Annotated in this window: 25 protein-coding genes; 12 read left to right on the top strand and 13 right to left on the bottom strand. The window is 71.1% G+C overall.

Going from position 1 to position 26,620, the window contains the following annotated elements:
• Nucleotides 1-8 precede the first annotated feature (8 nt).
• From MME74_RS05705 to MME74_RS05695, 3 genes are read right to left on the bottom strand one after another with little or no spacing between them, the layout of a single operon-like run.
• Nucleotides 9-1,064 carry a DUF1648 domain-containing protein gene (locus MME74_RS05705; protein WP_267417758.1) on the bottom strand — a complete coding sequence of 352 codons (1,056 nt, stop codon included), beginning with the start codon at nt 1,062-1,064 and terminating at the stop codon, nt 9-11.
• A complete protein-coding gene (locus MME74_RS05700) occupies nt 1,061-2,113 on the bottom strand; it encodes a DUF1648 domain-containing protein (RefSeq protein WP_267417757.1) in 1,053 nt (350 codons plus the stop codon). The genes MME74_RS05705 and MME74_RS05700 overlap by 4 nt, the downstream gene beginning before the upstream one ends.
• A complete protein-coding gene (locus MME74_RS05695; protein WP_267417756.1) occupies nt 2,110-2,460 on the bottom strand; it encodes a GntR family transcriptional regulator in 351 nt (116 codons plus the stop codon). The genes MME74_RS05700 and MME74_RS05695 overlap by 4 nt, the downstream gene beginning before the upstream one ends.
• Nucleotides 2,461-2,561: 101 nt before the next feature.
• On the opposite strand from MME74_RS05695, the gene MME74_RS05690 reads away from it, so the two are divergent.
• The gene (locus MME74_RS05690) at nt 2,562-3,032 is read left to right on the top strand and encodes a PaaI family thioesterase (RefSeq protein WP_267417755.1); all 471 of its coding nucleotides are present in this window, start codon (nt 2,562-2,564) and stop codon (nt 3,030-3,032) included.
• Between the two features lie 31 nt (nt 3,033-3,063).
• Here MME74_RS05690 and MME74_RS05685 read toward each other — a convergent pair whose 3' ends face one another.
• The 3 genes from MME74_RS05685 to MME74_RS05675 all read right to left on the bottom strand — a co-directional run bounded on the left by MME74_RS05685 (nt 3,064) and on the right by MME74_RS05675 (nt 5,515).
• Nucleotides 3,064-3,468, bottom strand: a complete 405-nt coding sequence (locus MME74_RS05685) for a hypothetical protein (protein WP_267417754.1) — start codon at nt 3,466-3,468, stop codon at nt 3,064-3,066.
• A 95-nt stretch (nt 3,469-3,563) separates the two neighbouring features.
• On the bottom strand, nt 3,564-5,225 hold the full coding sequence (locus tag MME74_RS05680; protein ID WP_267417753.1) for a hypothetical protein: 1,662 nt from the start codon (nt 5,223-5,225) through the stop codon (nt 3,564-3,566).
• Nucleotides 5,222-5,515 (bottom strand): hypothetical protein, encoded by a 294-nt coding sequence (locus MME74_RS05675; protein WP_267417752.1) that lies wholly within the window; start codon nt 5,513-5,515, stop codon nt 5,222-5,224. Before MME74_RS05675 ends, MME74_RS05680 begins: the two co-directional genes overlap by 4 nt.
• A gap of 161 nt (nt 5,516-5,676) precedes the next feature.
• Here MME74_RS05675 and MME74_RS05670 point away from each other — a divergent pair, with 161 nt between their 5' ends.
• Nucleotides 5,677-6,906 (top strand): APC family permease, encoded by a 1,230-nt coding sequence (locus MME74_RS05670; RefSeq protein WP_267417751.1) that lies wholly within the window; start codon nt 5,677-5,679, stop codon nt 6,904-6,906.
• Between the two features lie 2 nt (nt 6,907-6,908).
• Here the strand turns inward: MME74_RS05670 and MME74_RS05665 are convergent, their stop codons facing one another.
• Nucleotides 6,909-7,697, bottom strand: coding sequence for a helix-turn-helix domain-containing protein (locus MME74_RS05665; RefSeq protein ID WP_267417750.1), 789 nt, complete (start codon nt 7,695-7,697; stop codon nt 6,909-6,911).
• 86 nt (nt 7,698-7,783) lie between these two features.
• On the opposite strand from MME74_RS05665, the gene MME74_RS05660 reads away from it, so the two are divergent.
• The gene (locus tag MME74_RS05660) at nt 7,784-8,326 is read left to right on the top strand and encodes a VOC family protein (protein ID WP_267417749.1); all 543 of its coding nucleotides are present in this window, start codon (nt 7,784-7,786) and stop codon (nt 8,324-8,326) included.
• Here the strand turns inward: MME74_RS05660 and MME74_RS05655 are convergent.
• From MME74_RS05655 to nhaA, 4 genes are all read right to left on the bottom strand, one after another.
• Nucleotides 8,295-9,116, bottom strand: a complete 822-nt coding sequence (locus MME74_RS05655; protein ID WP_416383333.1) for an SGNH/GDSL hydrolase family protein — start codon at nt 9,114-9,116, stop codon at nt 8,295-8,297. The two genes, MME74_RS05660 and MME74_RS05655, sit on opposite strands and share 32 nt — an antisense overlap.
• A gap of 53 nt (nt 9,117-9,169) precedes the next feature.
• Entirely contained in the window at nt 9,170-10,420 is a 1,251-nt protein-coding gene (hisS, locus tag MME74_RS05650) for a histidine--tRNA ligase (protein WP_267418522.1), read from the bottom strand.
• A gap of 68 nt (nt 10,421-10,488) precedes the next feature.
• The gene (locus MME74_RS05645; protein WP_267418521.1) at nt 10,489-11,085 is read right to left on the bottom strand and encodes a MazG family protein; all 597 of its coding nucleotides are present in this window, start codon (nt 11,083-11,085) and stop codon (nt 10,489-10,491) included.
• Between the two features lie 100 nt (nt 11,086-11,185).
• Nucleotides 11,186-12,355 (bottom strand): Na+/H+ antiporter NhaA, encoded by a 1,170-nt coding sequence (nhaA, locus tag MME74_RS05640; protein ID WP_267417748.1) that lies wholly within the window; start codon nt 12,353-12,355, stop codon nt 11,186-11,188.
• Nucleotides 12,356-12,466: 111 nt separating this feature from the next.
• Between nhaA and MME74_RS05635 the strand changes: the two genes are divergently transcribed.
• Together MME74_RS05635 and gdhA are read left to right on the top strand one after the other, a co-directional pair.
• Nucleotides 12,467-15,160: a phosphoenolpyruvate carboxylase gene (locus tag MME74_RS05635; RefSeq protein WP_267417747.1), complete on the top strand. Its 2,694-nt coding sequence runs from the start codon at nt 12,467-12,469 to the stop codon at nt 15,158-15,160.
• A 132-nt stretch (nt 15,161-15,292) separates the two neighbouring features.
• On the top strand, nt 15,293-16,663 hold the full coding sequence (gdhA, locus tag MME74_RS05630) for an NADP-specific glutamate dehydrogenase (RefSeq protein ID WP_267417746.1): 1,371 nt from the start codon (nt 15,293-15,295) through the stop codon (nt 16,661-16,663).
• Nucleotides 16,664-16,732: 69 nt separating this feature from the next.
• Here the strand turns inward: gdhA and MME74_RS05625 are convergent, their stop codons facing one another.
• Nucleotides 16,733-17,332: a gamma carbonic anhydrase family protein gene (locus MME74_RS05625; RefSeq protein ID WP_267417745.1), complete on the bottom strand. Its 600-nt coding sequence runs from the start codon at nt 17,330-17,332 to the stop codon at nt 16,733-16,735.
• Between the two features lie 35 nt (nt 17,333-17,367).
• Complete coding sequence (gene mfd, locus MME74_RS05620; protein WP_267417744.1) at nt 17,368-20,943, bottom strand: transcription-repair coupling factor; 3,576 nt, start codon at nt 20,941-20,943, stop codon at nt 17,368-17,370.
• A 55-nt stretch (nt 20,944-20,998) separates the two neighbouring features.
• Between mfd and MME74_RS05615 the strand changes: the two genes are divergently transcribed.
• From MME74_RS05615 to MME74_RS05585, 7 genes are all read left to right on the top strand, one after another.
• On the top strand, nt 20,999-21,583 hold the full coding sequence (locus MME74_RS05615) for a GNAT family N-acetyltransferase (RefSeq protein ID WP_267417743.1): 585 nt from the start codon (nt 20,999-21,001) through the stop codon (nt 21,581-21,583).
• A 31-nt stretch (nt 21,584-21,614) separates the two neighbouring features.
• Nucleotides 21,615-22,478, top strand: coding sequence for an Fpg/Nei family DNA glycosylase (locus MME74_RS05610; RefSeq protein WP_267417742.1), 864 nt, complete (start codon nt 21,615-21,617; stop codon nt 22,476-22,478).
• A 286-nt stretch (nt 22,479-22,764) separates the two neighbouring features.
• Entirely contained in the window at nt 22,765-23,808 is a 1,044-nt protein-coding gene (ribD, locus tag MME74_RS05605) for a bifunctional diaminohydroxyphosphoribosylaminopyrimidine deaminase/5-amino-6-(5-phosphoribosylamino)uracil reductase RibD (RefSeq protein ID WP_267417740.1), read from the top strand.
• Entirely contained in the window at nt 23,808-24,437 is a 630-nt protein-coding gene (locus tag MME74_RS05600; RefSeq protein ID WP_267417738.1) for a riboflavin synthase, read from the top strand. The genes ribD and MME74_RS05600 overlap by 1 nt, the downstream gene beginning before the upstream one ends.
• On the top strand, nt 24,434-25,702 hold the full coding sequence (ribA, locus tag MME74_RS05595) for a GTP cyclohydrolase II (RefSeq protein ID WP_267417737.1): 1,269 nt from the start codon (nt 24,434-24,436) through the stop codon (nt 25,700-25,702). Before MME74_RS05600 ends, ribA begins: the two co-directional genes overlap by 4 nt.
• On the top strand, nt 25,699-26,172 hold the full coding sequence (gene ribH, locus MME74_RS05590; protein ID WP_267417736.1) for a 6,7-dimethyl-8-ribityllumazine synthase: 474 nt from the start codon (nt 25,699-25,701) through the stop codon (nt 26,170-26,172). The genes ribA and ribH overlap by 4 nt, the downstream gene beginning before the upstream one ends.
• 53 nt (nt 26,173-26,225) lie before the next feature.
• On the top strand, nt 26,226-26,579 hold the full coding sequence (locus MME74_RS05585; protein WP_267417735.1) for a Fe-S protein: 354 nt from the start codon (nt 26,226-26,228) through the stop codon (nt 26,577-26,579).
• Nucleotides 26,580-26,620: the final 41 nt, after the last annotated feature.

The following is a 26,620-nucleotide window of genomic DNA, read 5'->3' as shown; positions in this document are numbered from 1 at the left end:
CCGGTCGTTCATGAGGCTCCCTTTCCGGGGTGGCCGGGCGCGGTTCCCGGTGATTCCGAGCGGTCGACGTACGCCTGCAGCAGCGCCGCCGCGTCCTCGGCGCCGTCGATCGTGACGAGGAAGATCCGCCCGTCGCGGCGGGTGACCTCGATCGCCGACCCGCGACGCAGGACGATCCCCTGCCGCCCGTCGACGGCGATGCGCCACCCCCAGCCCCCGAACTCGCCGAACGGGGAGATCTCGACCGCTCGAGCGGAGGCGACCTCGTCCAGCGGGATGCGGACGCGGGGCCACCCGAGCAGCGCCTGGGCGGCGAAGCCCTCGGGCGTCACCCGTACGCGGAAGGAGATGGTGGCAGCCAGGGCGAAGGCCACGACCACCACGACGAGGGCGACGATCACGCCTCCCTCGACGCCGGTGAGGAGCATGTAGCCGGCGAGCGCGACGAGACCCAGCAGCACGACGGTGAGGAAGACGAGCGGGCCCCGCGGCATCGACGCGGTCGCCACCCACACGACGCGCTCCCCCTGGGCGATGTCCACACGGTGGCGGGGCTCGAGCGTGCGGCCCTGCTCCGGCCGGACCCGAGGCTGCACGATCCAGGCGAGGGCGCCCACCACGACGAGCGCGGCGAAGGCGAGCGCGATGACAGCCCCGATGCCGGGAGCATCGGCCGGGTCGGCCAGGTCGCGCTGGATGACGAGCGAGCCGAGGTTCGTGACCGCGGCGAAGGCCGCCATGCCGGCGGCGAGCGCGCCCATCAGTCGCGCGGCGCCGCCCCAGTGCGCACCGACGGAGGCGAGCGTCACGACCGCCATCAGGATGGGGAGCGCGAGACCGATACCGAGGAGGAGCCAGAGATACAGGGACGGCGGACCGAACCCGTCGGCGCCGTCGACGCCCCAGTGCGTGACCACCTGCGACGGCAACGTCGGCAGCCAGGACAGGAGCACCCCGACCGCGATCGCCGTGATCACGATCGGCACGATGACCGCCACGATGAGGAAGGTCAGCCGGGCGCGTCGCAGGAGCGCGGGCGGCGTGCGGGTGAGGTCGTGGGTCATGCGACGCGTCCTTCCCTCTGCGCGACGGCGGCGAGCGCTGCCGCGGCCGTCTGCGCCTCGTCGACCGTGACGACGAATCGCCGTCCGCCGACGCGCGTCACCTCGACGGCTTCGCCGCGGCGCAGCACCACGCCGTACCGGCCGTCGAGTCCGTAGCGCAGCCCCCACCCCCCGAACTCGGCGAAGGGATCGACCTGGATCGCACGCACCGAGGCCACGTCCGCGGCGGGGATCTCGATCCTCGGCCAACCCGTCAGCGAGCGCACGAGCAGTCCGGCGGGGCCGATGCGCACCCGGAACGCGAAGGTGGTGGCCAGCGCGGCGATCAGGATCGCGCAGGCGGCCAGCATGATGATCGCGGTCATCAGTCCGCCCGCTCCGGTCGCGATCATGATGGCCGCGAGCGAGCACCCCAGCAGCGCGGCGCCGCCGAGCACCGCCAGACCACTGCCGGCGATCGCCGCGGTGCCGATCCAGACCAGGCGCTCGCTGGAGGAGGTCTGGAGCGGGGTCGCGGAGTCCTCCGTGCGACTCGACTCGGGCAGCGGCGTCGCCGGCTGCAGGAACCATCCGATCGCGATACCGGCCGCCATGAGCACGAACCCGATGAGCACCTCGATGCCGATGTCGGGGGTGTCCGCGGCATCGGCGAGCCCCCGCTGCGAGCCGACCCCGACGAGCGTGATGAGCGCGATGAGGGCGACCGTGCCGAGGTTCATCGCACCGAGGAACCTCGCGGTGATCGACCACTGCGGGCGCTCCGCCTCCGCGGAGGGAACCGGCTGCCCGTTCTGCGGGAGACGATGCGCGAACCACGCGAGCAGCGCGAAGGCGGTCACCATCGCCGCGATGCCGCCCAGCACGACGAGATACGTCCACCCCGGCCCGAAGCCGTCGACGCCGTCCTCCCCCCAGTGGATCGCCGCGGGTTCCGGCATATCGGGAAGCCAGAACGCGACGATGACCGCCGAGACGGCGAGGACGGTGAGGGGAAGGATCACCCCGACCCACAGGAACGCGGTGCGGGCACGACGGACGTCGGCGGTCATACGGTGATCTCCTTCACGAGAGCGGCGAGAGTGGCCGGCGTGACCCCGAGAGCGGCGGCGCGGGTCACCAGATCACGGAGGTCGTGGGTCAGCTCGGCGAGCGGCCCCACGGAGGCGGAGACGACGGCGCCGCGGCCGCGTCTCAGATCGATCAGTCCCTCGGCGCGCAGCTGCTGATAGGCGTGCAGCACCGTGTGCAGATTGATCTCCAGCGTCTCGGCCACCTCACGCGCGGACGGCAGACGATCGCCGGGCGCCAGGCTCCCGGCGACGATGTCGGCGCGCACGGACGCGGCGACCTGCTCGTAGAGCGGCACCCCGCTCGCCATGTCGACCCTGATCAGCATCGGACCTCCGGTTGTTGCACTAATTCTAAAGAAACTAGAACAACTGTGGCAACCCCACAGACGTCTTTGTCGCTCTCGTAGGCCTCCTCCACACTGACCTCATGCGCATCACTCCCCGCCTTCTCGCGATCGGCATGAGCCTGTGGATCCCGAACCTCTTCAGCGGCATCCGCGTCCGCCGCTTCAGCGAGGACTGGACGCACGCCACCGTCGAGCTGCACGTCAACGTCTTCACCCGCAACTACGTCAAGACCGCGTTCGGCGGATCGATGTCGGCGATGACCGATCCGTACTTCTTCATGCTGGTCATGCACCAGCTCGGACGCGACCACGTGGTGTGGGACACCCGCGGCGAGATCGAGTTCCTCAAGCCGGGGCGCGGGGTGCTGACCGCGGAGTTCGCGGTCTCGAAGGAGAAGGCCGAGGATATCCGCGAGCGCGCACGCGGCGGAGCGAAGGTGCTCGAGTGGTTCGAGACGGTGATCACCGACCGCGAAGGCGACGTCGTCGCGAAGGTGCGACGCGAGGTCTACATCCGGGAGAAGAAGCGCGTCACGGCTTCACGCGGCTGACCGCGGCGTGGAGGCGTCGGCGGGTCGGCCGTCAGAACGTGCCGCCCGGGTAGACGCCCTCCGGCAGGGTGAAGCACACCGAACCCGAAGCGATGCGGATCGTGTGCGGCTCTCCCTCACTGAGAACGTAGTTCTCCGTGGAACCGGGCAACGTCAACTGCACGCTGTAGGTTTCGGTGACATCCACCCACGATTCGACAGTGAACCGGCCCGCATCCTTCACGTCCGATTCCAGCTGCTTCACCACCGCGGTCGCATCGGCCTCCGGAAGGAGCACCACGGTCGTCGATCCCTTCCACCGGTGCTGCTTCTCGTCACAGGAGAACAGCGTCCCCTCCGGCTTCTGATCGATGCTGGCGACGACGTCATCGGGAATCAACGACGCGATCTCCAACTCCGTCGCCTGCACCTGCGCCTTGGCCTCTTCCAGCGTCACGTTGCCCTCCTCATTCGGCTCCTCGGCGGCGGGTGCGCACCCCGACAGTGCGACGACACAGCCCAGCGCGACGGCGATGAGACCCCACCGTGTCTTCATCTTCCGATCACCAGGTTCAGCATCTCGTTCAGCGCCTTGTCGTTCGCCGTGGCGGTCGTGGCGATCAGGTTGTGATTGTCCATCAGCACCCCGATGTCATCGAGCGGCACGTAGACCGCGGGGTACCCGCTGGATGGCACGGAGGCCGAGTCTGCCAGTTGGTCGTCATGTGGTCCTTCGTAGTATTCGCCGTGTTCGAAAGCGGGGTGCTCCCGCGGGTTGTTCCCGCCCCAGACGAGCCCGAGCCCCTGTCCGGACTGCAGGATGTCGTTGTAGGACAGATCGGTGTACGACGTGTCCCGCGAGGGCTTCCACGCTTCGAGCATTCCCGCCCCGGAGAGCGAGATCACCTTGTCATAGTGTGCCCCGGCGACCTCGGAACTCGTGACGTTCGCGAGCCCCCAGCTGTGCCCGAAGGCGTCGTGTTCCGCGGTCCCCAGGAGCGGATCCGCGCGCATCCCCGCTTGGAACCGCGCGAGCTGCTGCCCCGCCGCGAGCGCACGATCCGGATCGTTCGCCTCGCCGATGCGGAACATGTCGATGCCGCCGACGTCCGGGTTCTCACCCGGGAAGGGCCCGTCCTTGTAGACGAATGCGACGGTACCGGGCACCTGGTCCGCGAGGTATCCGGCGATCTGCTGAGCGCCGCCCGTGTAGAAGTCCCCGAGACTCGTGAAGGTCCCCGGCACGTACGTGATCACCTTCTCCGTCTCGGGCGAGGGAGTTCCGATCATCTCGATGATCCGTGAGGAATCACGATCGTAGAGGTAGAGCTGAACGGGGTCGTCGTCGCTCATCACCTGTCTCAGGTAGGCGATCTCGCTGCGCAGGAAGGCCGCGCGCTCGTCCGAGATCCCTTCGACGGCGAGATCCGCCTCGGCCTCCGCGATCCAGCCGGGCGCGTTGAGGCGGTTGGCGGCCACGCGGACGAGCGCGGGAATCCCGTCCATCGCGCCCACGATCTCCGGGTGCGCGTTGATCACCTCGTCCTGCAGTTCCGGCCGGGACAGCCACAGGCGCAGCACCTCCTCCGGCGTGTCGGCGGAGAGGAGCGCGTCGAGGAAGTCCCTCGCCTCGAGGGTCACCGGCACGCTCTCCGACGGGACCAGTGCCCGCACGGCGGCGTCGTAGGCCTCTTCCCAGGCACCGAAATGCCGTTCGTACTCGAGCCAGAGCTCGTTCAGCTCCTCCTCCGCTCGATCGCGCGCACCGATCTGCTCCGTCGCCTCGTCCTGCGCCTTCTCCAGGGCGACGGGGTCGTCGAGCCTCGACGCCGCCAGCGCACCGCGCCCGGCGCTGTCCGCGGCCCTCCCCAGCGTCTCGAACCGGGTGTGCGCGCTCTCGATCTCCTCGATCAGCGCGTTCGCCTTCTGCGCATGCGCGTCATGCGCCTGCGCGTACGCCGACAGTGCCTCGCCCAGTGTCTGAGCGAGGGCGACGTCCGGGCCGATCACCGACAGGATCGCCACAGCGTCCTTGCGGGCGCCGGACACGGCCTTCCCCACCCCGGCGCATCCCGAGGTCCGCGCCGCCGCCCCGCGGAGCGCGGTGAGGTGTTCGGCGACGACCTCGAACTGATCCACCCAGCGCGACATCGTCCCCACGTCACCGGTGATCCTCTCCAGCGGGTATCCGCGATTCGGAGAAGCAAGACTCACGGCTGCTCCTTGCCCGTGAGTTCGACATCGAGGTCGGAGTACCGATCCGTGATGTTGGTCAGCGTCGTCCTCAGTGCGGCGCTCGCCTCCTGGTGCGCACGCGTGGCCTCGCGGAGTGCCTCGACCTGTCTGCCGACCGCTGCCTTCAGCGTGTAGCGGCCGAGGGGAGCATCGACTCCGGCATCACCGCCGACGAGATTCGACGCATCCGTCTGCAGGACGAACGCGGCATCGGCGAGGTCGTACGCCGACGACTGCAACTCGTCGTAGAACACCTGTACTTCTGACATGAAGACACCCCCCGGTATCCATCTGGACCGCGTGCGCTCGCGATGTCACCGCTCGGGCCCCAGACGTGGAACCCAGCATATGCGAGCCCCCGCGGATCGCGGATCGTGACCATCGCCGTCCCGGCCACCCGCCGTTCACCGCTGCGTGCCACCATGACGGGATGCCCCTCGCCCGCCGCCTGACGCTCGGAGACGCCGTCGCCATCGGCCTCGGCTCGATGATCGGCGCCGGCGTGTTCGCGGTGTGGGCACCGGCGATCGGCGTCGCCGGGAGCGGCATCCTGATCGCGCTCGGGATCGCCGCGGTCGTGGCGTACTGCAACGCGACCTCCTCCGCCCAGCTCGCCGCCGCGCATCCCGTCGCGGGCGGGACATACGCTTACGCCCGCGCGGAGATCGGGCCGTGGTGGGGCTTCATCGCCGGATGGAGCTTCGTGATCGGCAAGATCGCCAGCTGCGCCGCCATGGCGATGACCTTCGCCGCCTACGCCGCTCCCGAGGGCTGGCAGGTGCCCGTCGCCGTGGTGGCCGTCGCCGCGCTCGCCGTCGTCAACTGCTTCGGCGTGACCCGCACGGCACTGCTCACGCGCGTTCTGGTCGTGTGCTCCCTGCTCGGGCTCGCCGTCGCGGTCGGGGTCGGTTTCGGCGGCGCCGCGGTCGCCACGCCGGCGCCGCTCCCCGACCCCACGGCGTACGGCGTGCTGCAGGGAGCCGGGCTGCTGTTCTTCGCGTTCGCCGGCTACGCGCGCATCGCGACCATGGGCGAGGAGGTGGTCGATCCCGCGCGCACCATCCCCCGCGCGATCGTCCTCGCCCTCGGCGGGGCCGTCGTGGTCTATGTGCTGGTCGCGCTCGCCGTGGTCCTCGTCCTCGGCGCCGACGCCATCGGCTCGACCGCACCGCTCGTGGACCTGCTCGTCGCCGCAGGAGCGCCGGAGCTCGCACCGATCGTCCGCGTGGCCGCGGCGATGGCCGCCCTGGGCGCGCTGCTGGCGCTGCTGACCGGAATCGGGCGCACGACCCTGGCCATGGCGAGGGAGAGCGACGTGCCGCGCTTCCTGGCGAAGATCGACGAACGCCACCGGGTGCCGCAGCGCGCGGAGATCGCGATCGCCGTGATCGTGATCGCCGTCGTGATCGTCGCCGATCTCCGGCAGGCGATCGGCTTCTCGTCGTTCGGCGTGCTGCTGTACTACCTGATCGCGAACGCGGCCGCGTTCCGCCAGACCGGGTCCGTCCGCCGCTATCCCCGCGCCCTGCAGGTGCTCGGCGCTCTCGGCTGCCTGGTCCTGGTGAACACGCTCCCGGTGCTGGCGTCGCTCCTCGGGACCGCCGTCGTCGTGCTCGGCATCGCGTACCGGATGCTGCGGCTCCGGCTCGCACGGGCCTGACGTCAGCGGCCCGACTCGGAACGGTAGGCGCGCGGTGCGATCCCGAGCACGGACCGGAAGTCGCGCGTCAGATGGGCGTGATCCGCATATCCGAGCTCGGCCGCGATCGACGCCAGATCGACGTCCGGTTCCTCCCGAATGCGCTGCGCGGCCTCCTGCAGCCGTCGACGACGGATCATCGCCGCGGGCGAGAGACCGACGTGGCGGTGCGTCATCCGCTGAAGCGTCCGCACCGAGACGGCCAGACGTGTGGCGGCCTCCTCCGGAGTGAGCGCCGCTTCCTCCCCCATCAGCACCTCCATCAGCGCGTTGGCCTGGTGCGCCGAGTCGCCCACGGGGCCCACCCGCTCCCCGAGCCCGTCGGCGAAGACCGCGACCGCACGCTCGCGATGGCCCTCGCCGGACGTCATCGCCGCGACCACGGCCTCGCGCAGCGCGGAGGCCTCCGGCGACTCGATCACCCGCTCCCCGTCGACCAGCGCCACGGGGTCGTCGATCAGCGCGGCGACCGCGGCGGGGCGCAGGAGCGCGCCGACGGCCCAGCCGCGCCCGTGCAGATCGCGGTGGGAGGCACGCGTCGTCGCGCCGGACAGCGTGACCGATCCTGCGTCGACGACGAGGTTGAGCGCGGGGTACGACACGATCTCCTGGCGCGAGGAGCGCCCGGGCTCGATGTCCCACTCCGGGATCCAGAACCAGGCGACCAGGTCGGCCACCGCGGCCGGGGCGGGCAGCCGATGGAACTGCGGCAGGCGCGAGGGATAGAGCACGCCGCGGGTCGGGTTCACCATGCGCTCAGCGTAGGCCTCGAGGCAGACAGCGGAGGTTGTCGCGGATCTTCAAGTCACCGGCTCCTCGCCCGACATACCGTGGCCACATGAGCGAAGACACGTCCACGGACGACATCCGCACCACCGGCGCGACCGGCACGTACACGACAGCGGGACGGCCGAACGGCGCGACCTCCCTGACCCCCTTCCTGGCCATCCCCCACGCGAAGCAGGCGATCGAGTTCTACCGCGACGTCTTCGGTGCGCGGGTCGTCGACGTGACCGAGTTCGAGGGCCTCGTCGCGCACGCCGACCTCGACTTCGGGGTGGGACTCCTGCAACTCGGTGAGCCCAACCCCGAGTACCACCTCGTGCCCGCGCCCGACGGCGAGGACGACTGCTACTCCCTCGGGCTCTACGTCTCCGACGTCGACGCCGTCGTGGAGAAGGCCGTCGCGGCCGGGGCGACGGTGCGGGAAGCCCCGGCACCGTTCGTCTCGGGCGACCGCTTCGCCAGCATCCGCGACCCGTTCGGGGTGCGCTGGTCGGTGATGACCCGCGTCGAGGACATCTCCGAGGAGGAGAGCAGCCGTCGGGTCGCGGAGTGGGCGGCGTCGTTCAGCGCGGCACCGGAGGACGGCGCGAGCTGAGCGCCCTCTCCGCCGCACGACTGACGGCGGGGAGCAGGGCCTCGGCCGTACGCCGATAGCCCAGTGCGCTCGGATGGAAGCGGTCGAGGCTGAACATCGCCTCCGGCTCGTCGAAGAACATCGGCCCCACCGCGCGGCGCAGATCGACCGGCTCCGCGCCCGCCCGTCGGGCCGTCTCGTCCTGGATCTCGGCGAGACGGCGCGACAGGCTCGACGCGATCCGTCGGAGGGGCTGCGGCACCGCGCGCAACGCACCGAGGTCGGGGCAGGTGCCCACGACGACCTCGGCACCCGTCCCCCGCAGTCGGCGGATCGTCTCGTGCAGGTGCTGCGCCGACAGGGCGACGGGGAGGCGGTGGGTGACGTCGTTGCCGCCCACGACGATCACGGCCACGTGCGGGTGGTACTCCGCGGGCAGCGCGTCGAGCTGGTCCGGCAGGTCCGGCGACTCCGAGCCGACGACCGCAGCCGTACGCAGCCGGACCGGACGGTGCATCCGGCGTGCGGTCGCCTTCGCCAGACGCCCGCCCAGCGTCTCCTTGCGATGTTCCGCTCCGAGACCGGCGGCGATCGAGTCTCCGAGCACGAGCAGTTCGAGCGGCTCCCCGTCGAGAGCGCCGCGCCAGACACGGTCCGCGTCGAGGGACTCCTCCCCCAGCGGCTTGCCGATGCGCTTACGCGCGAGAGCGGCCTGCTGCGCGAGCACGAGACGGACGCCCCCGAGCGCCGCGGCGACGGTCAGCGCCACGAGGATCGGTCGCACGACCACCGGGATGCGAACGCGAGTCACGCCCCGATTCCACCGCGTTGCCGTGAACGCGGCGTGAACGGATCCGAGCCGCGTCAGGAGAGCGGCTTGAGCTCCAGCTCGCCGGTGCCCGCGGACACGGTCGCGAAGGCGGTGTACCCGTCGGCCGCCGAACGCTCCAGCAGCGCCTTGACGTTCTTCGTCCGGCGCTCGAGCCGCACGCGCGCGCCCTCCGCGATGAGCGCGGCCTTGTGGCGGACGAGATCGGCGACCGGCACGTCGGCATCGTGGATGAGCACGACCGCCTGCGCCTCGGCGTCGGCATCCTCGGCGATCAGATCGACGAGACGCTCGAACCCGAGAGAGAACCCGACGGCCGGGACCTGCTGTCCGAGGAACCGGCCGATCATGCCGTCGTAGCGTCCGCCGCCGCCGAGCGAGTAGCTGACGGAGGGGTGCGCGAGCTCGAAGATCGTGCCGGTGTAGTAGCCCATGCCGCGCACGAGGAACGGGTCGAAGACGAGCGGGATGTCGGACTGGCCGCGCCCCGCGGCGACCGCCTCGCCGATGCCGACCAGGTGCTCGACCAGCTCGGCGGGCGCCCCCTCGGGCAGCGCCTTGCGGATCTGCCGCTCGCCGAACGGGTTGTACTCCATGGTCTGCGGGCGGCGCAGGAAGGCGTCGAACGCATCGGCGGCCGCGGTCGACGCACTGCGCTCGCGCAGCTCGGTCGCGACGCCCTCCGGGCCGATCTTGTCGAGCTTGTCGATCGTGATGAGCACGCCCGGGCGCTCCTCGGCCGTGAAGCCGAAGCTGTCCAGCATCCAGTCGAGCACGCCCCGGTCGTTGATGCGCACGGTCGCGCCCTCGAGTCCGAGCGCGTCGACGGCGTCGAGCGAGGCGACCATCAGCTCGGCCTCGGCGCGCGCGGAGTCGTCGCCCATGATATCGATGTCGCACTGCACGAACTGGCGGTAGCGCCCCTTCTGCGGACGCTCGGCACGCCAGACCGGACCGATCTGGATCGAGCGGAACACGGTCGGGAGCTGCCCGCGGTTGCTCGCGTAGAAGCGTGCGAGCGGCACGGTGAGGTCGTAGCGGAGGCCGAGGTCGGAGAGCGCAGCCGGGTCGTCGGCCGCAGCGCGGATCGCGTCGGCGTCGAGGCCGCGGCGCAGGATGTTGTACGAGAGCTTCTCGTTGTCGCCGCCGATGCCGGCATGCAGGCGGTCGTAGTCCTCGACGACCGGCGTCTCGATCTCGTCGAATCCGTGCGCGAGGTATCGATCGCGGATGACGGAGAGCACGCGCTCACGGCGGGCCTTGTCGGCGGGGAGGATGTCGCGCATGCCGCGCGGCGGGTTCACAGTAGCCACGGCTCCATCTTCCCAGGTCTGTCGACGCCGCCGCGCCGGGATCAGGATGCCGCTTCGGCGGCCCGCACGTCGTCTTCCAGCACGCGCAGCCGCTCGCGCAGCGCCCGCTCGGCGTCCCACCCCTCGGCGCGCGCCGTGGCCACGAGGGCGAGCAGCGCATCGCCGAGCTCCGCCTCGGACGCCGGTGCGGCGGCGGCTTCGACCGTGACCCCCACTCCCGACGCGCGTCCGGCGAGCTTCTGCGCGAGCCCGAGCGCCGGCATCCCCCGGGGCACGCCGTCGAGCACGCTGCGGCGGGTGCGCTTCTCCGCGGCCTTCGCGGCGTTCCAGTGCACGAGGACCTGCTCCGGCGTCTCCGCCACCTCGCCCGCGAAGACGTGCGGATGCCGACGCACCATCTTCTCGGTGAGCGTGCGTGCGACGTCGTCGATGTCGAACGGGTCCTCCGGGTCCTGCGCCGCGATCGCCGCGTGGAACAGCACCTGCCACAGCAGGTCGCCCAGCTCCTCCCGCAGATCGTCGCGGGTGCCGGCCTCGACGGCGTCGATCACCTCGTGCGACTCCTCGATCAGATACGGCACGAGGTCGCGATGCGTGATCTGCTGCGACCACACGCACCGCTCGCGCACGGCGTGCATGGTCTCGGCGGCGATGCGCAGCGGGTCGTCGGCATCCGTACCGGACTCGGTCTGAGGGCTCACACTCTCTCCTTGGATCTCTCGGAGCGGGGCGCCGCGCTCACGAGGAGGCGGATGCGACCCGACGGTACCAGCGCGCCCGCAGCGACACGACGAACGCCGACAGCACGAGGGCGATCAGCGAGCCGACGAGCACGCCCAGGATGGCCTGATCCCGGATGCCGCCGTCGCTCGCGAAGGCCAGGTTCGCCAGCAGCAGCGACACCGTGAAGCCGATGCCGCCGAGGGCGCCGGCGGCGAGGATGTCGGCGAACGGCAGCGCCGGCTCCGCACCCTTCGGACGGATGCGCATCGCGAGCCAGCCGAACAGCGAGATGCCGATGATCTTGCCGACGGGGAGAGCGACAACGATCGCCCAGAACGCCGGCGACAGCTGCCCGAGGGACAGGGCCGGGATCACGACGAAGGCCGCGACGAAGGCGAAGACCGGGAGGATGACGCCGTTCACCGTCGGCTCGAGCGCATGCCGTGTGCGGGCGGCGGGCACCGGCGACATCACGAGGCCCAGCAGCACGCCGGCGATCGTCGCGTGGATGCCGGACGAGGCGACGAGACCCCAGGTGACGACGCCGACCAGGACCATGGCGACGGCGATCAGCGGATGGCCCTTCGCGTGCAGGAGTCGGCTGAGCGCCCAGAACACGGCGACGCCGACCACCGCGAGGGCGAGCTGCAGCCACTGCACGTCCGCGGCGAACAGGACGGCGATGAAGATGATGCCGATGATGTCGTCGAGGATCGCGAGAGCGAGGAGGAACACCCGGACCCGGGACGGCAGGCCGCGTCCGAACATCGCGAGGACACCGAGCGCGAAGGCGATGTCGGTGGCGGTCGGGATGGGCCAGCCGGACGCCGTCGAGGCGTCGCCGCCCGCGATGAGCAGGTACACCGCGATCGGGACCAGCACGCCGCCGGTCGCGGCGATCGCGGGCTGCACCGCCTTGCGCGGGGAGTCGAGCTCGCCGTGGGTCAGTTCATGGCGCAGCTCGATGGCCACGACGAGGAAGAAGACCGCGAGCAGGCCGTCCGACACCCAGTGCGCGATCGACAGGTCGAGATCGGTGCCGGGGACGGCGATGTGGAAGTCGAGGAAGGCGGCGAGCGCATCGTGCGTGGGAAGGTTCGCGAGGAGCAGGCCGAGTCCCGCCGCGACGAGGAGCAGGACGGCGGGGAACTGCTGGCCGCGGAGGGGGTTCGCTGAGATGCGCATTCCCCCCATCGTAGGTCGCCGGTACGTCTCGGCGCCTCCCCGCTTCGGCCCGTTTCGGAGCACATCGTCATGCGTGCAGGACACCCCTCTCACGCGGGATACTCTCGAAGGGTGACCCCCGCACACTCCTTCTCCGAGCCCACGAACACCGAGGCCATCCGCGTGATCGGCCGCTTCGAAGCCGGTCGCGGCATCCCCGATGCGATGCGCACCGATGTCAGGATGCTCGGGCAGCTGCTCGGGCAGGTCCTGCGCGAAGCCGGCGGCGACGGACTGTTCGACGACGTCGAGCGGCTGCGTCTCGCGACGATCCAGGCCTACGACGAGGAGACCCCGGACGCCTTCGAGCGCGCCGCGACGATCGCCGAATCGTTCACGGTGGCCCGGGCCGACGAGGTCGCCCGCGCCTTCACCTGCTACTTCCACCTGGTGAACCTCGCCGAGGAGCACCAGCGCGTGCGGGTACTGCGCGAGCGCGCCGGTCAGCCGGGACGCGAGGACGCCGCCGACACCGTCGCGACCGCGTACGCACGACTGCGCACCGAGGTCGGCGAGGAGGAGGCTCGTCGTCGCCTCGAGGGTCTGCGCTTCCACCCCGTCTTCACGGCGCACCCGACCGAGGCGCGTCGTCGCGCCGTGTCGTCGAGCATCCGCCGGCTGTCCGAGCTGCTCACCCAGCACGATGCGGCGAGCGCCGGCGGTTCCGAGGAGCACCGCGCCCGCCGGCGGATGCTGGAGGAGATCGACACCCTCTGGCGCACGGCGCCCCTGCGCTCGCAGAAGCCGTCCCCGACCGACGAGGTCCGCACCGTCATGGGCGTGTTCGACGAGACGCTCTTCACGACCGTGCCCCACGTGTACCGCCGCATCGACGACGCCCTCCGCGGCGAGGATTCGGGGGCGAGCGCGCCGGTGGTGCCCGCGTTCGTGCGCATCGGCTCGTGGGTCGGCGGCGACCGTGACGGCAACCCCTTCGTCACCGCCTCCGTCACCCGGGAGGCGTCGCAGATCGCCGCCGACCACGTGCTGCGCGGTCTCGAGCGCGCCCTGGAGCGCATCGGTCGCACCCTCACCCTCGCGTCGGACGACACCCCGCCGAGCACCGAGGTCACGGCGCTCTGGGAGCGGTTCGCCGCCGCGGAGCCGGAACTGGCCGCCGAGCTCGCCACCCGCTCGCCCGACGAGCCCCACCGTCGCGTGCTGCTCGTACTGGCGCGGCGCGTGTCCGCCACCCGGCACGGTGACACGACGCAGGGCTACCACCGTCCCGAAGAGCTGCTCGAAGACCTGCGCGCGGTGCAGTCGTCGCTCGCCGCGGCCGGCGCGAAGCGGCACGCGTTCGGCGGCGTGCAGCACCTGATCTGGCAGGTCGAGACCTACGGCTTCCACCTGACCGAGCTCGAGGTGCGCCAGCACTCCCAGGTGCACCGGAAGGCACTCGCCGAGCTCGAAGGCGGCGAGGCCCTCAGCGCGCAGACCGAGGAGGTGCTGGAGGTGTTCCGTGCGATCGCCGAGATCCAGCACGACCGCGGTGCCCGCGCCGCCGGACGCTACGTCGTCTCCTTCACCCAGTCCGCCGCCGACCTCGCCAACGTGTACCGCCTCGCCCGCCACGCGCTCGGCGACGACGCGCCCGTGCTCGACGTCGTGCCGCTGTTCGAGACCTTCGCCGACCTGCAGGCGGCTCCCGCGATCCTCGCCGAGGCCGTCACCTTCCCGGAGTTCCGCGAGCGCATGGCCGCCACCGGCAACCGCCTCGAGGTCATGCTCGGCTACTCGGACTCGTCGAAGGACGTCGGCCCGGTCGCGGCGAACCTCGCGCTGTACGAGGCGCAGGAGAAGATCGCCCGCTGGGCGCAGGAGTCCGACATCGAGCTGACCCTCTTCCACGGACGCGGCGGCGCCCTCGGACGTGGCGGCGGCCCCGCGAACTCCGCCATCCTCGCGCAGCCGCCGCACTCGGTCGACGGACGGTTCAAGCTCACCGAGCAGGGCGAGGTCATCTTCGCCCGCTACGGCGAGCCCGCCATCGCGATGCGGCACATCGATCAGGTCGCTGCGGCGACGCTGCTCGCCTCCTCCCCCACCGAGGAGGCGCACACGAGCCGCGCGGCCGAGCGCTATGCCGAGGTCGCCTCGGTCATGGACGCCGCGTCGCGCGAGCGCTTCTTCTCCCTCGTGAAGGCCGACGGCTTCGCCCCGTGGTTCGCCACCGTGACCCCGCTCGAGGAGATCGGCCTGCTCGCGCTCGGCTCACGTCCTGCCCGCCGCGGGCTGTCGGTCGAGTCGCTGGAAGACCTTCGGGCCATCCCGTGGGTGTTCGCGTGGACGCAGGCGCGCATCAACCTGGCCGGCTGGTTCGGACTCGGCACGGCGCTGGACGCCGTCGGCGACGAGGAGCTGCTCATCGAGGCGTATCGCGAGTGGCCGCTGCTGCGCACCATGATCGACAACGTCGCGATGAGTCTCGCCAAGACCGACGAGCGCATCGCCCGCCAGTACCTGGCGCTCGGCGACCGCGACGACCTGGCGCAGCTTGTGCTCGACGAGCTCGCGATCACCCGGCGCTGGGTGATCCGGCTCACCGGCGGCGAGAGCCTGCTGGAGAACAAGCCCGTGCTGCAGCGGGCCGTGCAGCTGCGCAGCCCGTACGTCGACGCGCTCTCGCTGCTCCAGCTCCGTGCACTGCGGGCGCTGCGCTCGGCGGGCGAGGACCCCACGGGCTCGGGAGCGGATGCCGAACAGCAGCGACTGCTCCTCCTCTCGGTCAGCGGCGTCGCCGCCGGCCTGCAGAACACCGGGTGACCGGTATACCGTCGAGCCGCGTGCGAGGCGCCCGTTCCGACGGCCGCTAGAGTGAAAACTCCGCCGGATCCGGCGAAGCCTCACGCGACACGATCGCCTGCACCACCATCCCCCACCAGAAAGCCCTCCCGCGTGACCGCTACGACTTCCGCTGACTTCCATCCGCTCGCCGTCTCCGTGCAGCCCGTCTTCGACACGGTGCTCGCACGCAGCCCGCACGAGCCGGAGTTCCACCAGGCCGTCCACGAGGTGCTCCACTCGATCGCCCCCGTCCTGGAGCGGCACCCGGAATACGTCGACGGCGGCATCCTGGAGCGACTCGTCGAGCCCGAGCGCCAGATCCTGTTCCGCGTGCCGTGGATCGACGACTCCGGCAAGCTGCAGGTCAACCGCGGCTACCGCATCCAGTTCTCCTCGGTCCTCGGCCCGTACAAGGGCGGACTGCGCTTCCACCCCTCGGTGAACCTGTCGATCATCAAGTTCCTCGGCTTCGAGCAGATCTTCAAGAACGCGCTCACCGGTCAGGGCATCGGCGGCGGCAAGGGCGGCTCCGACTTCGACCCGCACGGCAAGTCCGACGCCGAGGTCATGCGCTTCTGCCAGTCGTTCATGAACGAGCTCTACCGTCACCTCGGCGAGCACACCGACGTCCCCGCGGGCGACATCGGCGTCGGCGGCCGCGAGATCGGCTACCTCTTCGGCCAGTACCGCAAGGTCACCAACCGCCACGAGTCCGGCATGTTCACCGGCAAGGGCACCGGCTGGGGCGGCGCCGAGGTGCGCACCGAGGCCACGGGATACGGCGCGGTGTTCTTCGCGCAGGAGATGCTCGCCGTGCACAACGACTCCCTCTCCGGGAAGCGCGTCGGCATCTCGGGCTCGGGCAACGTCGCGATCTACGCGATCCAGAAGGCCACCCAGCTCGGCGCGACCGCCGTCACGGCCTCCGACTCCTCCGGCTACGTGGTGGACGACGCCGGCATCGACGTCGACCTGCTGCGTCAGATCAAGGAGGTCGAGCGCGCCCGCATCGTCGAGTACGCCAACCGTCGACCGAGCGCCCGGTTCGTCGAGGGCGGCAGCGTCTGGGAGGTCCCGGTCGACATCGCCGTTCCGTCGGCCACGCAGAACGAGGTCGGCCTCGCCGATGCGGAGGCGCTGATCGCCAACGGCGTGCGCGTGGTCTCCGAGGGCGCGAACATGCCGTGCGTGCCCGAGGCCGTCGAGGCGTTCCAGAAGGCCGGTGTGCTGTTCGCTCCCGGCAAGGCCGCGAACGCCGGCGGTGTCGCGACCTCCGCGCTCGAGATGAGCCAGAACGCCTCCCGCCAGCGCTGGACCTTCGGCGACAGCGAGAACAAGCTCCGCGAGATCATGGCCGACATCCACGACGCCGCCTTCGACGCCGCCGAGCGTCACGGCGTCGGCGGCGACTACGTCGCCGGTGCCAACATCGCCGGCTTCGAGCGCGTCGCCGCGGCGATGCTCGCCCAGGGCGTCATCTGATCCGAACGACAGGAAGCCGGGCGTCCGCAGGGGCGCCCGGCTTCGTCGTTCTCTGCGGCCGGGCCGCGATCAGCCGATCTCCCTGTCGTGCGCGTGCCGCGCGAGCGAGCTGCCGTACCGCTCGGTGAGCTGCACCATCAGGTCGGGGGTGTCCCGGTCGACGCCGAACACATGACCGGGGAAGTCGAGCTCGGGCTGGGCTGCGGCGATCTCGCCCTCCCGATCCGGCGAGAGCAGCTGCACGGGATCGCCGACCGCCACCCATCCGATCGGGACCACGGTGCCCTCCGGCAGCACGGCGCGACGATGCACGATCGCATTCACCCGGACCTCGCAGCGGTCTCCGATCAGCGCGCCGTTGAAGATGCGGGCCCCCGACGCGAAGAAGACCTCCTCGCCCACGGTCGCCCCCGCGATGCTCGCCAGCGTGCCGATCAGCGTGTGCGCGCCGATGTGCACGGCGTTGGCCGCCGTCGCCCGGATGAGCGCGTTCTCCATCACGATCACGTGCGCCCCGAGCGTGATGGGGCCGCCCTCCGCGGTGATCACGGCGCCGTGCAGCACCTGGCAACCCGGCCCGACCTCCACGTCGCCGGATACCACGGCGGTGGGGGCGATGACGGCGGTGTCATGGATGCGGGGGCGAGCCCCGAGGTGCTCGTACAACATGCGGCCAGACTAGTCCCGCGCACCGCTCCCGCGCCTCACTCGGTCTTGACCGGCTCCGGGAAGATCGCGGTGAAGAGCTGCTCCACCCAGGCCAGCAGCTCGGCATCGGGAAGCGGCTCGACGCCGACTCCCACCGCGGCGGGGACCGTGGGCATCGGCACGACCAGGGCCTCTCCCCCGGCCACGAGCTTCGCTTTGGGATACAGCCGCTGCAGCCGCACCTTGATCGAGTCCTCGAGGCGTGCCGGCGCGATGCGCAGGTTCGAGCCCATCACGACGACGTCGGTGAGCCCCGCACGGGCGGCACGGCGACGCAGCCGCGAGATCGCCAGCAGCCCCTCGACCTCCTCGGGCGGCGTGCCGTAGCGGTCGACGAGCTCTTCGATGACCAGATCGATCGCCTCGTCCTTCGCGGTCGCCGCCGAGGCCGCCGAGAGCTTCTGGTACGCCTCGAGGCGCAGCCGTTCGCTGTCGATGTAGTACTCGGGGATGCGCGCATCCAGCGGCAGCTCCAGGCGCAGCTCCTGCCCGGTCTCGACCTCGTCGCCGCGGAAGGTCGCCACGGCCTCGCCGATCATCCGCAGGTACAGGTCGAATCCGACGCCCGCGATGTGTCCGGCCTGCTCGGCGCCCAGGAGGTTTCCCGCCCCGCGCAGCTCGAGGTCCTTCAGCGCGACCTGCATGCCCGAGCCCAGATCGTTGTTCACGGCGATGGTCTGCAGACGGTCGGCCGCGGTCTCGCTCAGCGGCTTCATCTCGTCGTACAGGAAGTACGCGTACGCGCGCTCGCGCCCTCGTCCCACGCGGCCGCGCAGCTGGTGCAGCTGGCTGAGTCCGTACTTGTCGGCGCGGTCGATGATGATCGTGTTCGCGTTCGCGATGTCGAGACCGGTCTCGATGATGGTGGTCGAGACGAGCACGTCGAACTTGCGCTCCCAGAAGTCGTCGACGACCTGTTCCAGCTGGTGCTCGCCCATCTGCCCGTGCGCGACCGCGATCCTGGCTTCCGGGACGAGCTCGGCGAGTTCGCTGGCCACGCGCTGGATCGACTGCACGCGGTTGTGCACGAAGAAGATCTGCCCTTCGCGCAGGATCTCCCGTCGGATCGCCGCCGCCATCTGCTTGTCGCTGCGCGGGCCGACGAACGAGAGGATCGGATGCCGGTCCTCGGGCGGTGTCGCGAGCGTCGACATCTCCCGGATGCCGGTGACCGCCATCTCGAGCGTGCGAGGGATCGGCGTGGCGCTCATGGCGAGGATGTCGACGTTGGTCTTCATCTTCTTGAGCGCGTCCTTGTGCTCGACGCCGAACCGCTGCTCCTCGTCGATGATCATCAGGCCGAGGTCCTTGAACAGCACCTGATCGGTGAGGATGCGATGGGTGCCGATCACCATGTCGACCGAGCCCTCGAGCAGGCCCTGCAGCGTGAGCCGTGCCTCCTTGTCGGTCTGGAAGCGCGACAGCGGCCGCACCTTGACCGGGAAGCCGGCGAAGCGCTCGGTGAACGTCTCGAGGTGCTGCTTCACCAGCAGCGTCGTCGGCACGAGCATCGCGACCTGCTTGCCGTCCTGGATCGCCTTGAACGCGGCACGGACGGCGACCTCGGTCTTGCCGAAGCCGACGTCGCCCGACAGCAGCCGGTCCATCGGGATGGGTCGCTCCATGTCGGCCTTGATCTCGTCGATCGTCTGCAGCTGGTCGTGGGTCTCCGCGAACGGGAACGCCTCCTCCAGCTCGCGCTGCCAGGGGGTGTCCGGCCCGAACGCATGGCCCTTCGCGCTCATACGGGCCGAGTAGAGCTTCACGAGCTCGACGGCGATGTCGCGGACGGCCTTGCGCGCCTTGCCCTTGGCCTGCGACCAGTCGCTGCCGCCCATCTTGGAGAGCGTCGGGGCCTCGCCGCCGACGTACTTCGAGAGCAGGTCGAGCTGATCGGTGGGCACGAACAGCTTGTCGCCCGGGTACCCCCGCTTCGAGGGCGCGTACTCCAGCACGAGGTAGTCGCGGATCGACTTGGTGGCGTTGCGGCCGCCGGTGGAGACCTCGCGCTGCGTCATCTCGACGAAGCGGCCGATGCCGTGCGTGGCGTGCACGACGAAGTCACCCGGCTTGAGCTGGAGCGGGTCGACCACGTTCTTGCGTCGCGAGGCGAGCTTCTTGACGACGCGCTGGTCGCCGCCGATCGTGCGGCCGTAGAACTCGTTGTCGGTGAGGACCGCGAGCTTCGCCTCCGCCACCTGGAACCCGGCCTCGACGGATCCGGTGACGAGGGTCGCGACACCGCCCTCGGGCGCATCGGTGAGCGTCTCGACGACGCGCGCGGCCAGGCCGCGGTCGGCGAGGACATCGCGCGCCCGGTCGACCAGACCGTGACCGGCCGCGATCACGACGACCCGCCAGCCGTCGGTGACCTTCGCCTCGACGAAGGAGATCGCACCGTCGACGTTGCCGTGGAACGACGGGATCACGGCGGCGCTGAGGTTCGCCGCCTCCACATCGCCCTCGCCGAGACCCGCGCCGAATGGACTCAGCCGCCACCACACGCCGCCGCGGTCGCGCACCACCTCTCGCAGCTCGGCGATCGTCAGGAAGTCGCCGGCGCCCAGGTCGATGGGCGCGGAGGCACCCGACGTCGCGGCGCTCCAGGCGGCGTCGAGGAATTCGCGGTTCGTCTCTCCCAGCGTGATGGCGCGGGCGCTCGACCGCTCGGGGTCGACCACCGCGGTGGCGCTCCCGGCCGGGAGGTACTCGGCCAGGGACTTCAGCGGACCGGCCACCGCGGGCAGCAGCGACTCCATGCCCTCGACCGGGATGCCCTCGGCCATCTTCTCGAGCATGCCCGCGATGGCGGGGAAACCGGCGACGAGCGCGCCGGCGCGCTCGCGCACGTCGGCCGTCAGCAGCAGCTCGCGGGTGGGCGGCAGGTCGACACCGGCGACGTCGCCGGGGAGCGAGCGCTGATCGGCGACGGAGAACGCGCGGATCTGATCGATCTCATCGCCGAAGAACTCGACCCGGTACGGATGCTCCGACGTGGGTGGGAACACGTCGAGGATGCCGCCGCGCACCGCGAACTCGCCACGCCGCGACACCATGTCCACGCGCGAGTAGGCGCGCTCGACCAGCTGCTCGACCACGCGATCGAGCTCGGTGCCCCGGCTGCCGACCGCGAGTTCGAGGGGGGCGATCTCGCCCAGGTTGCCCGCGATCGGCTGGAGCGCCGCGCGCACCGAGGCGACCACGACGAGCGGGTGGTCTCCGGACCACTCGGCGATGCGGCGCAGCGTCTGCAGGCGCTGGCCGACGGTGTCGGGGCTCGGGCTGAGCCGCTCGTGCGGGAGCGTCTCCCAGGCGGGGAAGGTGAGGATGTCGGCGTCGGGCAGGTAGGCGTGCATCGCCAGTGCCAGACTCTCCGCCCGTCGCCCCGTGGGTACGACGGCGAGGAGCGCGGCCGGATGTCCCGCCGCCGCCCGCTTCTCGATCAGCCCGGCGAGGGCCGGAGCGTCGAGCCCGTCGACCAGACCGAGGTCGGCGTCGGTGTGCGCCCACTGCAGGGCGTCACGGTACAGAGACGCCTCTTCCAAGGCGCGCAGAATCCCCGGAACAGTCACCGGACAAGACTAGTCGCGCCCACCGACACCGCGGCCCGCCGCTTAGGCTTGTCTGATGCGATCGGCCACCCTGACCACCGAAAGACTCGTGCTCCGGGCACCCGCCGAGGCGGATGTCGATGCCATCACCGACGCGTGCCAGGAGCCGGAGATCTCCCGCTGGACGACCGTCCCGAGCCCGTACAACCGCGAGGACGCCGAGGAGTTCGTGCGCCTGGTGGCGGGATGGTGGGCCGAGGGCGCGGAGACCGTGTGGGGCATGTACGCCGGAGACGAGCTCGTCGGGATGATCGGGCTGCACGGCATCACCGAGCACTTCACGGGCCGGCACGCGGAGCTCGGATACTGGGTCGTGGCGTCGGCACGCGGCAGGGGGTACCTGACCGAGGCCGCACGTGCCGTGATCGACTGGGGATTCGCCGAGCTCGGACTCGTGCGCATCCGCTGGCAGGCCGTCGCCGGGAACATCCCCTCCGCCCGCGCCGCCCGCGCCCTCGGCTTCCGCTACGAGGGGCTGCAGCGCCAGGCGCTCACGAGCCCGCGCGGCCGCGACGACGGCTGGGTCGCCGGGCTCCTGCCGGAGGACGACCGCGCCCCGGTCGACTGGCCGATCCTCGAGGCCCTCGCCACCGACGGGTGACAGTGTCGGACGCCGGTGACAGGATGAGTGCATGCCGGAGATGCCGGAGGTCCAGGGCCTGACCGCCTTCCTCGCCGAGCGCGCCGTCGGCCGCACCATCACGCGCGCGTCCGTCGCCGCCATCGCTGCTCTGAAGACCTACGACCCGCCGATCACCGCGCTGCAGGGCGCGACGATCACGGCCTCGGCCCGGCTCGGCAAGTTCGTGGTGCTCTCCTGCGGCGAAGAGCTGCACCTCGTGTTCCACCTCGCGAAGGCCGGCTGGCTGCGGTGGTACGAGACCCTCCCCTCCACGCTCATCAAACCGGGCAAGTCCCCCATCGCGCTGCGCATCGCCCTCGACGACGGCAGCGGATTCGACCTGACGGAGGCCGGGACCAAGAAGTCGCTGGCCGTCTACGTCGTGCGCGACCCGCAGGAGGTCCCGGGCATCGCGCGCCTCGGCCCCGATCCACTCGACCCCGCGTTCACCCGCGCGGCCTTCGCCGGCCTCCTGGAAGAGCGGCGGATGCAGATCAAGGGGCTGCTGCGCGACCAGGCCGTGATCGCCGGCATCGGCAACGCCTACTCCGACGAGATCCTGCACGCCGCGCACATGTCGCCCTACGCGATCGCCGGCACGCTCGACGACGCCGAGATCGACCGGCTGTTCACGGCGATGCGCGAGACGCTCACCGAGGCGGTCGCCGAGGCCTCGGGCAAGCCGCCCGCCGACCTCAAGGACGCCAAGCGGCGCGGCATGCAGGTGCACGCCCGCCGCGGTGAGGCGTGTCCGGTCTGCGGTGACACCGTCCGCAGCGTGTTCTTCGCCGACCGCTCGCTCGAGTACTGCCCGACCTGCCAGACCGGTGGCAAGGTGCTCGCCGACCGGCGGCTCTCGCGCCTGCTCAAGTGACCGTCCGCGTGGCCCTGCGGACCCGGTCCATGTCTTGGAATGAAATGCGGCCGGACGCGTTGAGTACACTCAGAGCAACAACGTGCTCCGGGGTCGGTGGGAATCCGAACCGGCGGTGACAGTCCGCGAGCGTCTCGAGAGATCGAGATGCCGATCCGGTGGAACTCCGGGACCGACGGTGATGCGAGGGAGACCTCGCTAGTCCGGAAGGGAGGCAGCACGAGACGCATCCGTGCGTCCGTTCCGCCACCCCGCCCGACCTCGGAGTCTCAGAGGAGGACGACGGATGGCAGTGAACCCGGCAGAGCGCAGCGCGATGGATCGCGCGCTCCGGCTCGCCACGCGTGGACCGCGCGGAGCGAACCCGCAGGTCGGCGCGGTCATCCTCTCTCCCGACGGCACGGTCCTCGCCGAGGGCTGGCACCACGGCGCCGGGACCCCGCACGCCGAGGTCGACGCGCTCTCGAAGCTCGCGCCCGGTGCGGCCGACGGAGCCACGGCCGTCGTCACCCTGGAGCCCTGCAACCACACCGGACGCACCGGCCCGTGCGCGGTCGCACTCATCGAGGCGGGTATCGCCCGTGTCGTCTACGCCCTCGACGATCCGGGGGCCGTGTCCGGCGGGGGCGCGGAGCGCCTGCGCGCCGCCGGGGTCGACGTCGAGTCCGGCGAGCAGGCCGAGGCCGCCCGCGCACTGATCGACGGCTGGCTCACGGCGCAGCGGCTCGGTCGCCCGCACATCACGGTCAAGTGGGCGCAGAGCCTCGACGGCCGCGCCGCCGCCGCCGACGGATCGAGCCAGTGGATCACCGGACCGGCCGCCCGGGCCGACGTGCACCGCCGCCGCGCCGAGGCCGATGCCATCGCCGTCGGCACCGGCACCGTGCTCGCCGACGATCCCGCGCTCACCGCCCGCGACGGCGACGCCCTGCTCCCCCACCAGCCGATCCCGGTGATCATCGGGTCGCGTCCCACCCCGGCCGACGCCGCGGTGCACCGGCATCCGCACGCCCCGCTCTTCTTCGACACCCACGACCTCCCCGCGGTCGTGGCCGAGCTGCACGCCCGCGGCATCCAGAGCCTGTTCGTGGAAGGCGGCCCCACGCTGGCCAGCGCCTTCCTCCAGGCCGGGCTCGCCGACCGCGTGCTCGCCTACATCGCCCCGGTGCTGCTCGGCGGCGACCGGCTCGCCCTCACCGACATCGGCGTCGGATCCATCGACCAGGCGCGACGCCTGACCGTCGACGAGTGGGTCCCGCTCGGGCCCGACCTGCTCGCGATCGCGCACCCCGCGCACGACACCGACCCCCAGAACGAAGGAGCCGCCTGATGTTCACCGGAATCATCGAGGAGATGGGCGAGATCACCGCGATCGCCCCCTCCGGCGACGGATGGCGCCTGACCGTGCGCGCCCCTCGCGCCGCAGCGGACGCCGTGCACGGCGAGTCCATCGCGGTCTCCGGCGTGTGCCTGACCGTCGTGGGTTCGACCGCCGACACCTTCGACACCGATGTGATGAAGCAGACGCTCGACGTCGCCGCGATCGGGTCGGCGACGGTCGGCACCCGCGTGAACATCGAGAAGGCGATGCCGGTCGGTGCGCGACTCGGCGGGCACATCGTGCAGGGTCATGTCGACGGCACCGGCTCCGTGCTCGAGGTGCGACCCGGCGCGCAGTGGAGCGTGCTGCGCATCAGCCTGCCCACCGACCTCGCCCCCCTCGTCGTCGACAAGGGCTCGATCTCGGTCGACGGCACCTCGCTGACCGTGAGCGCGGTCAGCGCCCCCGCCGACCCCGCCCCCTGGTTCGAGGTCTCCCTGATCCCGGAGACCCTGGCCGCGACAACCCTCGGCACCCGCGCGGCCGGCGACCGCGTGAACCTCGAGACCGACATCCTCGCTCGCCACGTCGAGCGCCTGCTCGCGTTCCGCGCCGCATCGGAAGGAGGCTCGCGATGAGCCTTTCCACCATCCCCGAGGCCCTGGAGGCGCTGCGCGCCGGGCGTCCCGTTCTCGTCGCCGACGACGAGAACCGCGAGAACGAGGGCGACGTGATCCTGTCGGCCGAGCTCGCGACCCCCGAGTGGGTGGCGTGGACCGTGCGCTGGTCGTCCGGATTCATCTGCGCGCCGATGCCCACCGACCTCGCGGATCACCTGAACCTGCAGCCCATGGTCGCGGCGAGCGAGGATGCACGGTCCACCGCGTACACCGTGAGCGTGGACGCCGCCTCCGGTGTCACGACCGGCATCAGCGCGCACGACCGCGCCCACACCCTCAACGTGCTGGCCGACGCCGCGTCGACTGCGACCAGCGTCATCCGCCCCGGGCACGTGCTCCCGTTGCGGGCAGTCGACGGCGGCGTGCGCGAGCGCAGCGGCCACACCGAGGCCGCCGTCGAGCTCATGAAGCTCGCCGGTCTCCGCCCGGTCGGCGCGATCGCCGAGGTGGTCGCCGAGGACGGCAGCATGATGCGCCTTCCCGGACTGCTGGAGCTGGGTGCCCGCGACGGCGTGCCCGTCATCACGATCGAGCAGCTCATCGCGCACCTCAACGAGATCGACCCCGAGGGTGCGACTCCGGGCGCGCACCGCGGTCGGCGCGTGAGCCTGCGCGCGGACGCCACGGTGCCGACCACGCACGGCACGTTCCGCTTCCTCGCCTACAAGGACCGCGTCACGGGCACGGATCACATCGCCGTGGTCTCCGGCGAGCCCGGCGAGACCGCGCTGGTGCGCGTGCACTCCGAGTGCCTGACCGGCGAGGCGTTCGGCTCGCTGAAGTGCGAGTGCGGCCCCCAGCTCGACTCCGCCCTCGACGCCATCGAGCAGGAGGGCGGCATCGTCATCTACATGCGCGGCCACGAGGGGCGCGGCATCGGCCTCATCAACAAGCTGCGCGCCTACAGCCTGCAGGAGGAGGGGCTCGACACCGTCGACGCCAACCTCGCGCTCGGGCTGCCCGCCGATGCCCGCGACTACGCCGCGGCGGCCGGCATCCTCGCCGACCTGGGCGTGTCGAAGGTGCGCCTGCTGACGAACAACACGGACAAGGTCGCGCAGCTGCGCGAGCTCGGACTCGACGTCGTGGAGCAGGTCCCGCTGATCGTCGGCGTCGGCCCGAACAACCACCAGTACCTGGAGACCAAGCGTGACCGGATGGGTCACATCATCGGCGAAGCGGAACTCGCAGAGGCGCTCGCCCACGGAGAGGACGACAAATGAGCGGCGCAGGAGCACCCGAGACGGGCAACATCGACGGACGCGGTCTGAACGTCGTCATCATCGCCGGAACCTGGCACGAGACCATCTCGAACGGGCTGATCGCCGGCGCCGAGCGGGTGCTGGACGCCGCCCAGGCGACCCATCGGCTGGTGCGCGTGCCCGGCTCGTTCGAGCTCGCGATCGCCGCGCAGGCGGCGTTCGCCGGAGGAGCCGATGCGGTCGTGGCCCTCGGCGTGATCATCCGCGGCGGCACACCTCACTTCGAGTACGTCTCGGCCGCGACCACGGACGGCCTCACGCGCGTCGCACTGGACGCCGGGAAGCCGGTCGGCTTCGGAGTGCTGACCCTCGATGACGAGCAGCAGGGTCTCGACCGCGCCGGCCTCGAAGGCTCCAAGGAGGACAAGGGCGCCGAGGCCGCGGATGCCGCACTGCGCACCGCCCTGGTGACGCGGGAGCTGCGGGGCTGAGGTCAGCCTGCCCTTGCTAGCGCAGAAGGGCTCCGCGCTCGTACGGTGAGGGCATGGAGACCCTCCGCCACATCGTGCTGTTCGTCCACCTCATCGGATTCGCCGTGCTCTTCGGCTCCTGGGCCGTGCAGGCGTTCGGCGGCAAGCGGGAGTTCACCCGTCTGATGAACATCGGCATGGCGATCGCCGCGGTCGCAGGCCTCGCTCTCGCCGCGCCGTGGGGCATCTCGTACGAGCTCAACTACGTCAAGATCGGCGTGAAGCTCGTGATCCTGCTCGTCATCGGCGCGCTGCTCGGAATCGGTCTGGGTCGCCAGCGGCGTGGAGCAGCCATCCCGCCCGCGGTGTTCTGGCTGGTCGGAATCCTCACCGCCGCCAACGCCGCGATCGCCGCGATCTGGCGCTGATCCGGAGGCTCCCCGCCCCTCTCGTCGCGAGCTGACGCCGG

Source organism: Microbacterium oxydans (assembly GCF_026559675.1).
Lineage (GTDB): Bacteria > Actinomycetota > Actinomycetes > Actinomycetales > Microbacteriaceae > Microbacterium > Microbacterium oxydans_D.
This window is presented reverse-complemented; position numbering and strand designations above follow the sequence as displayed.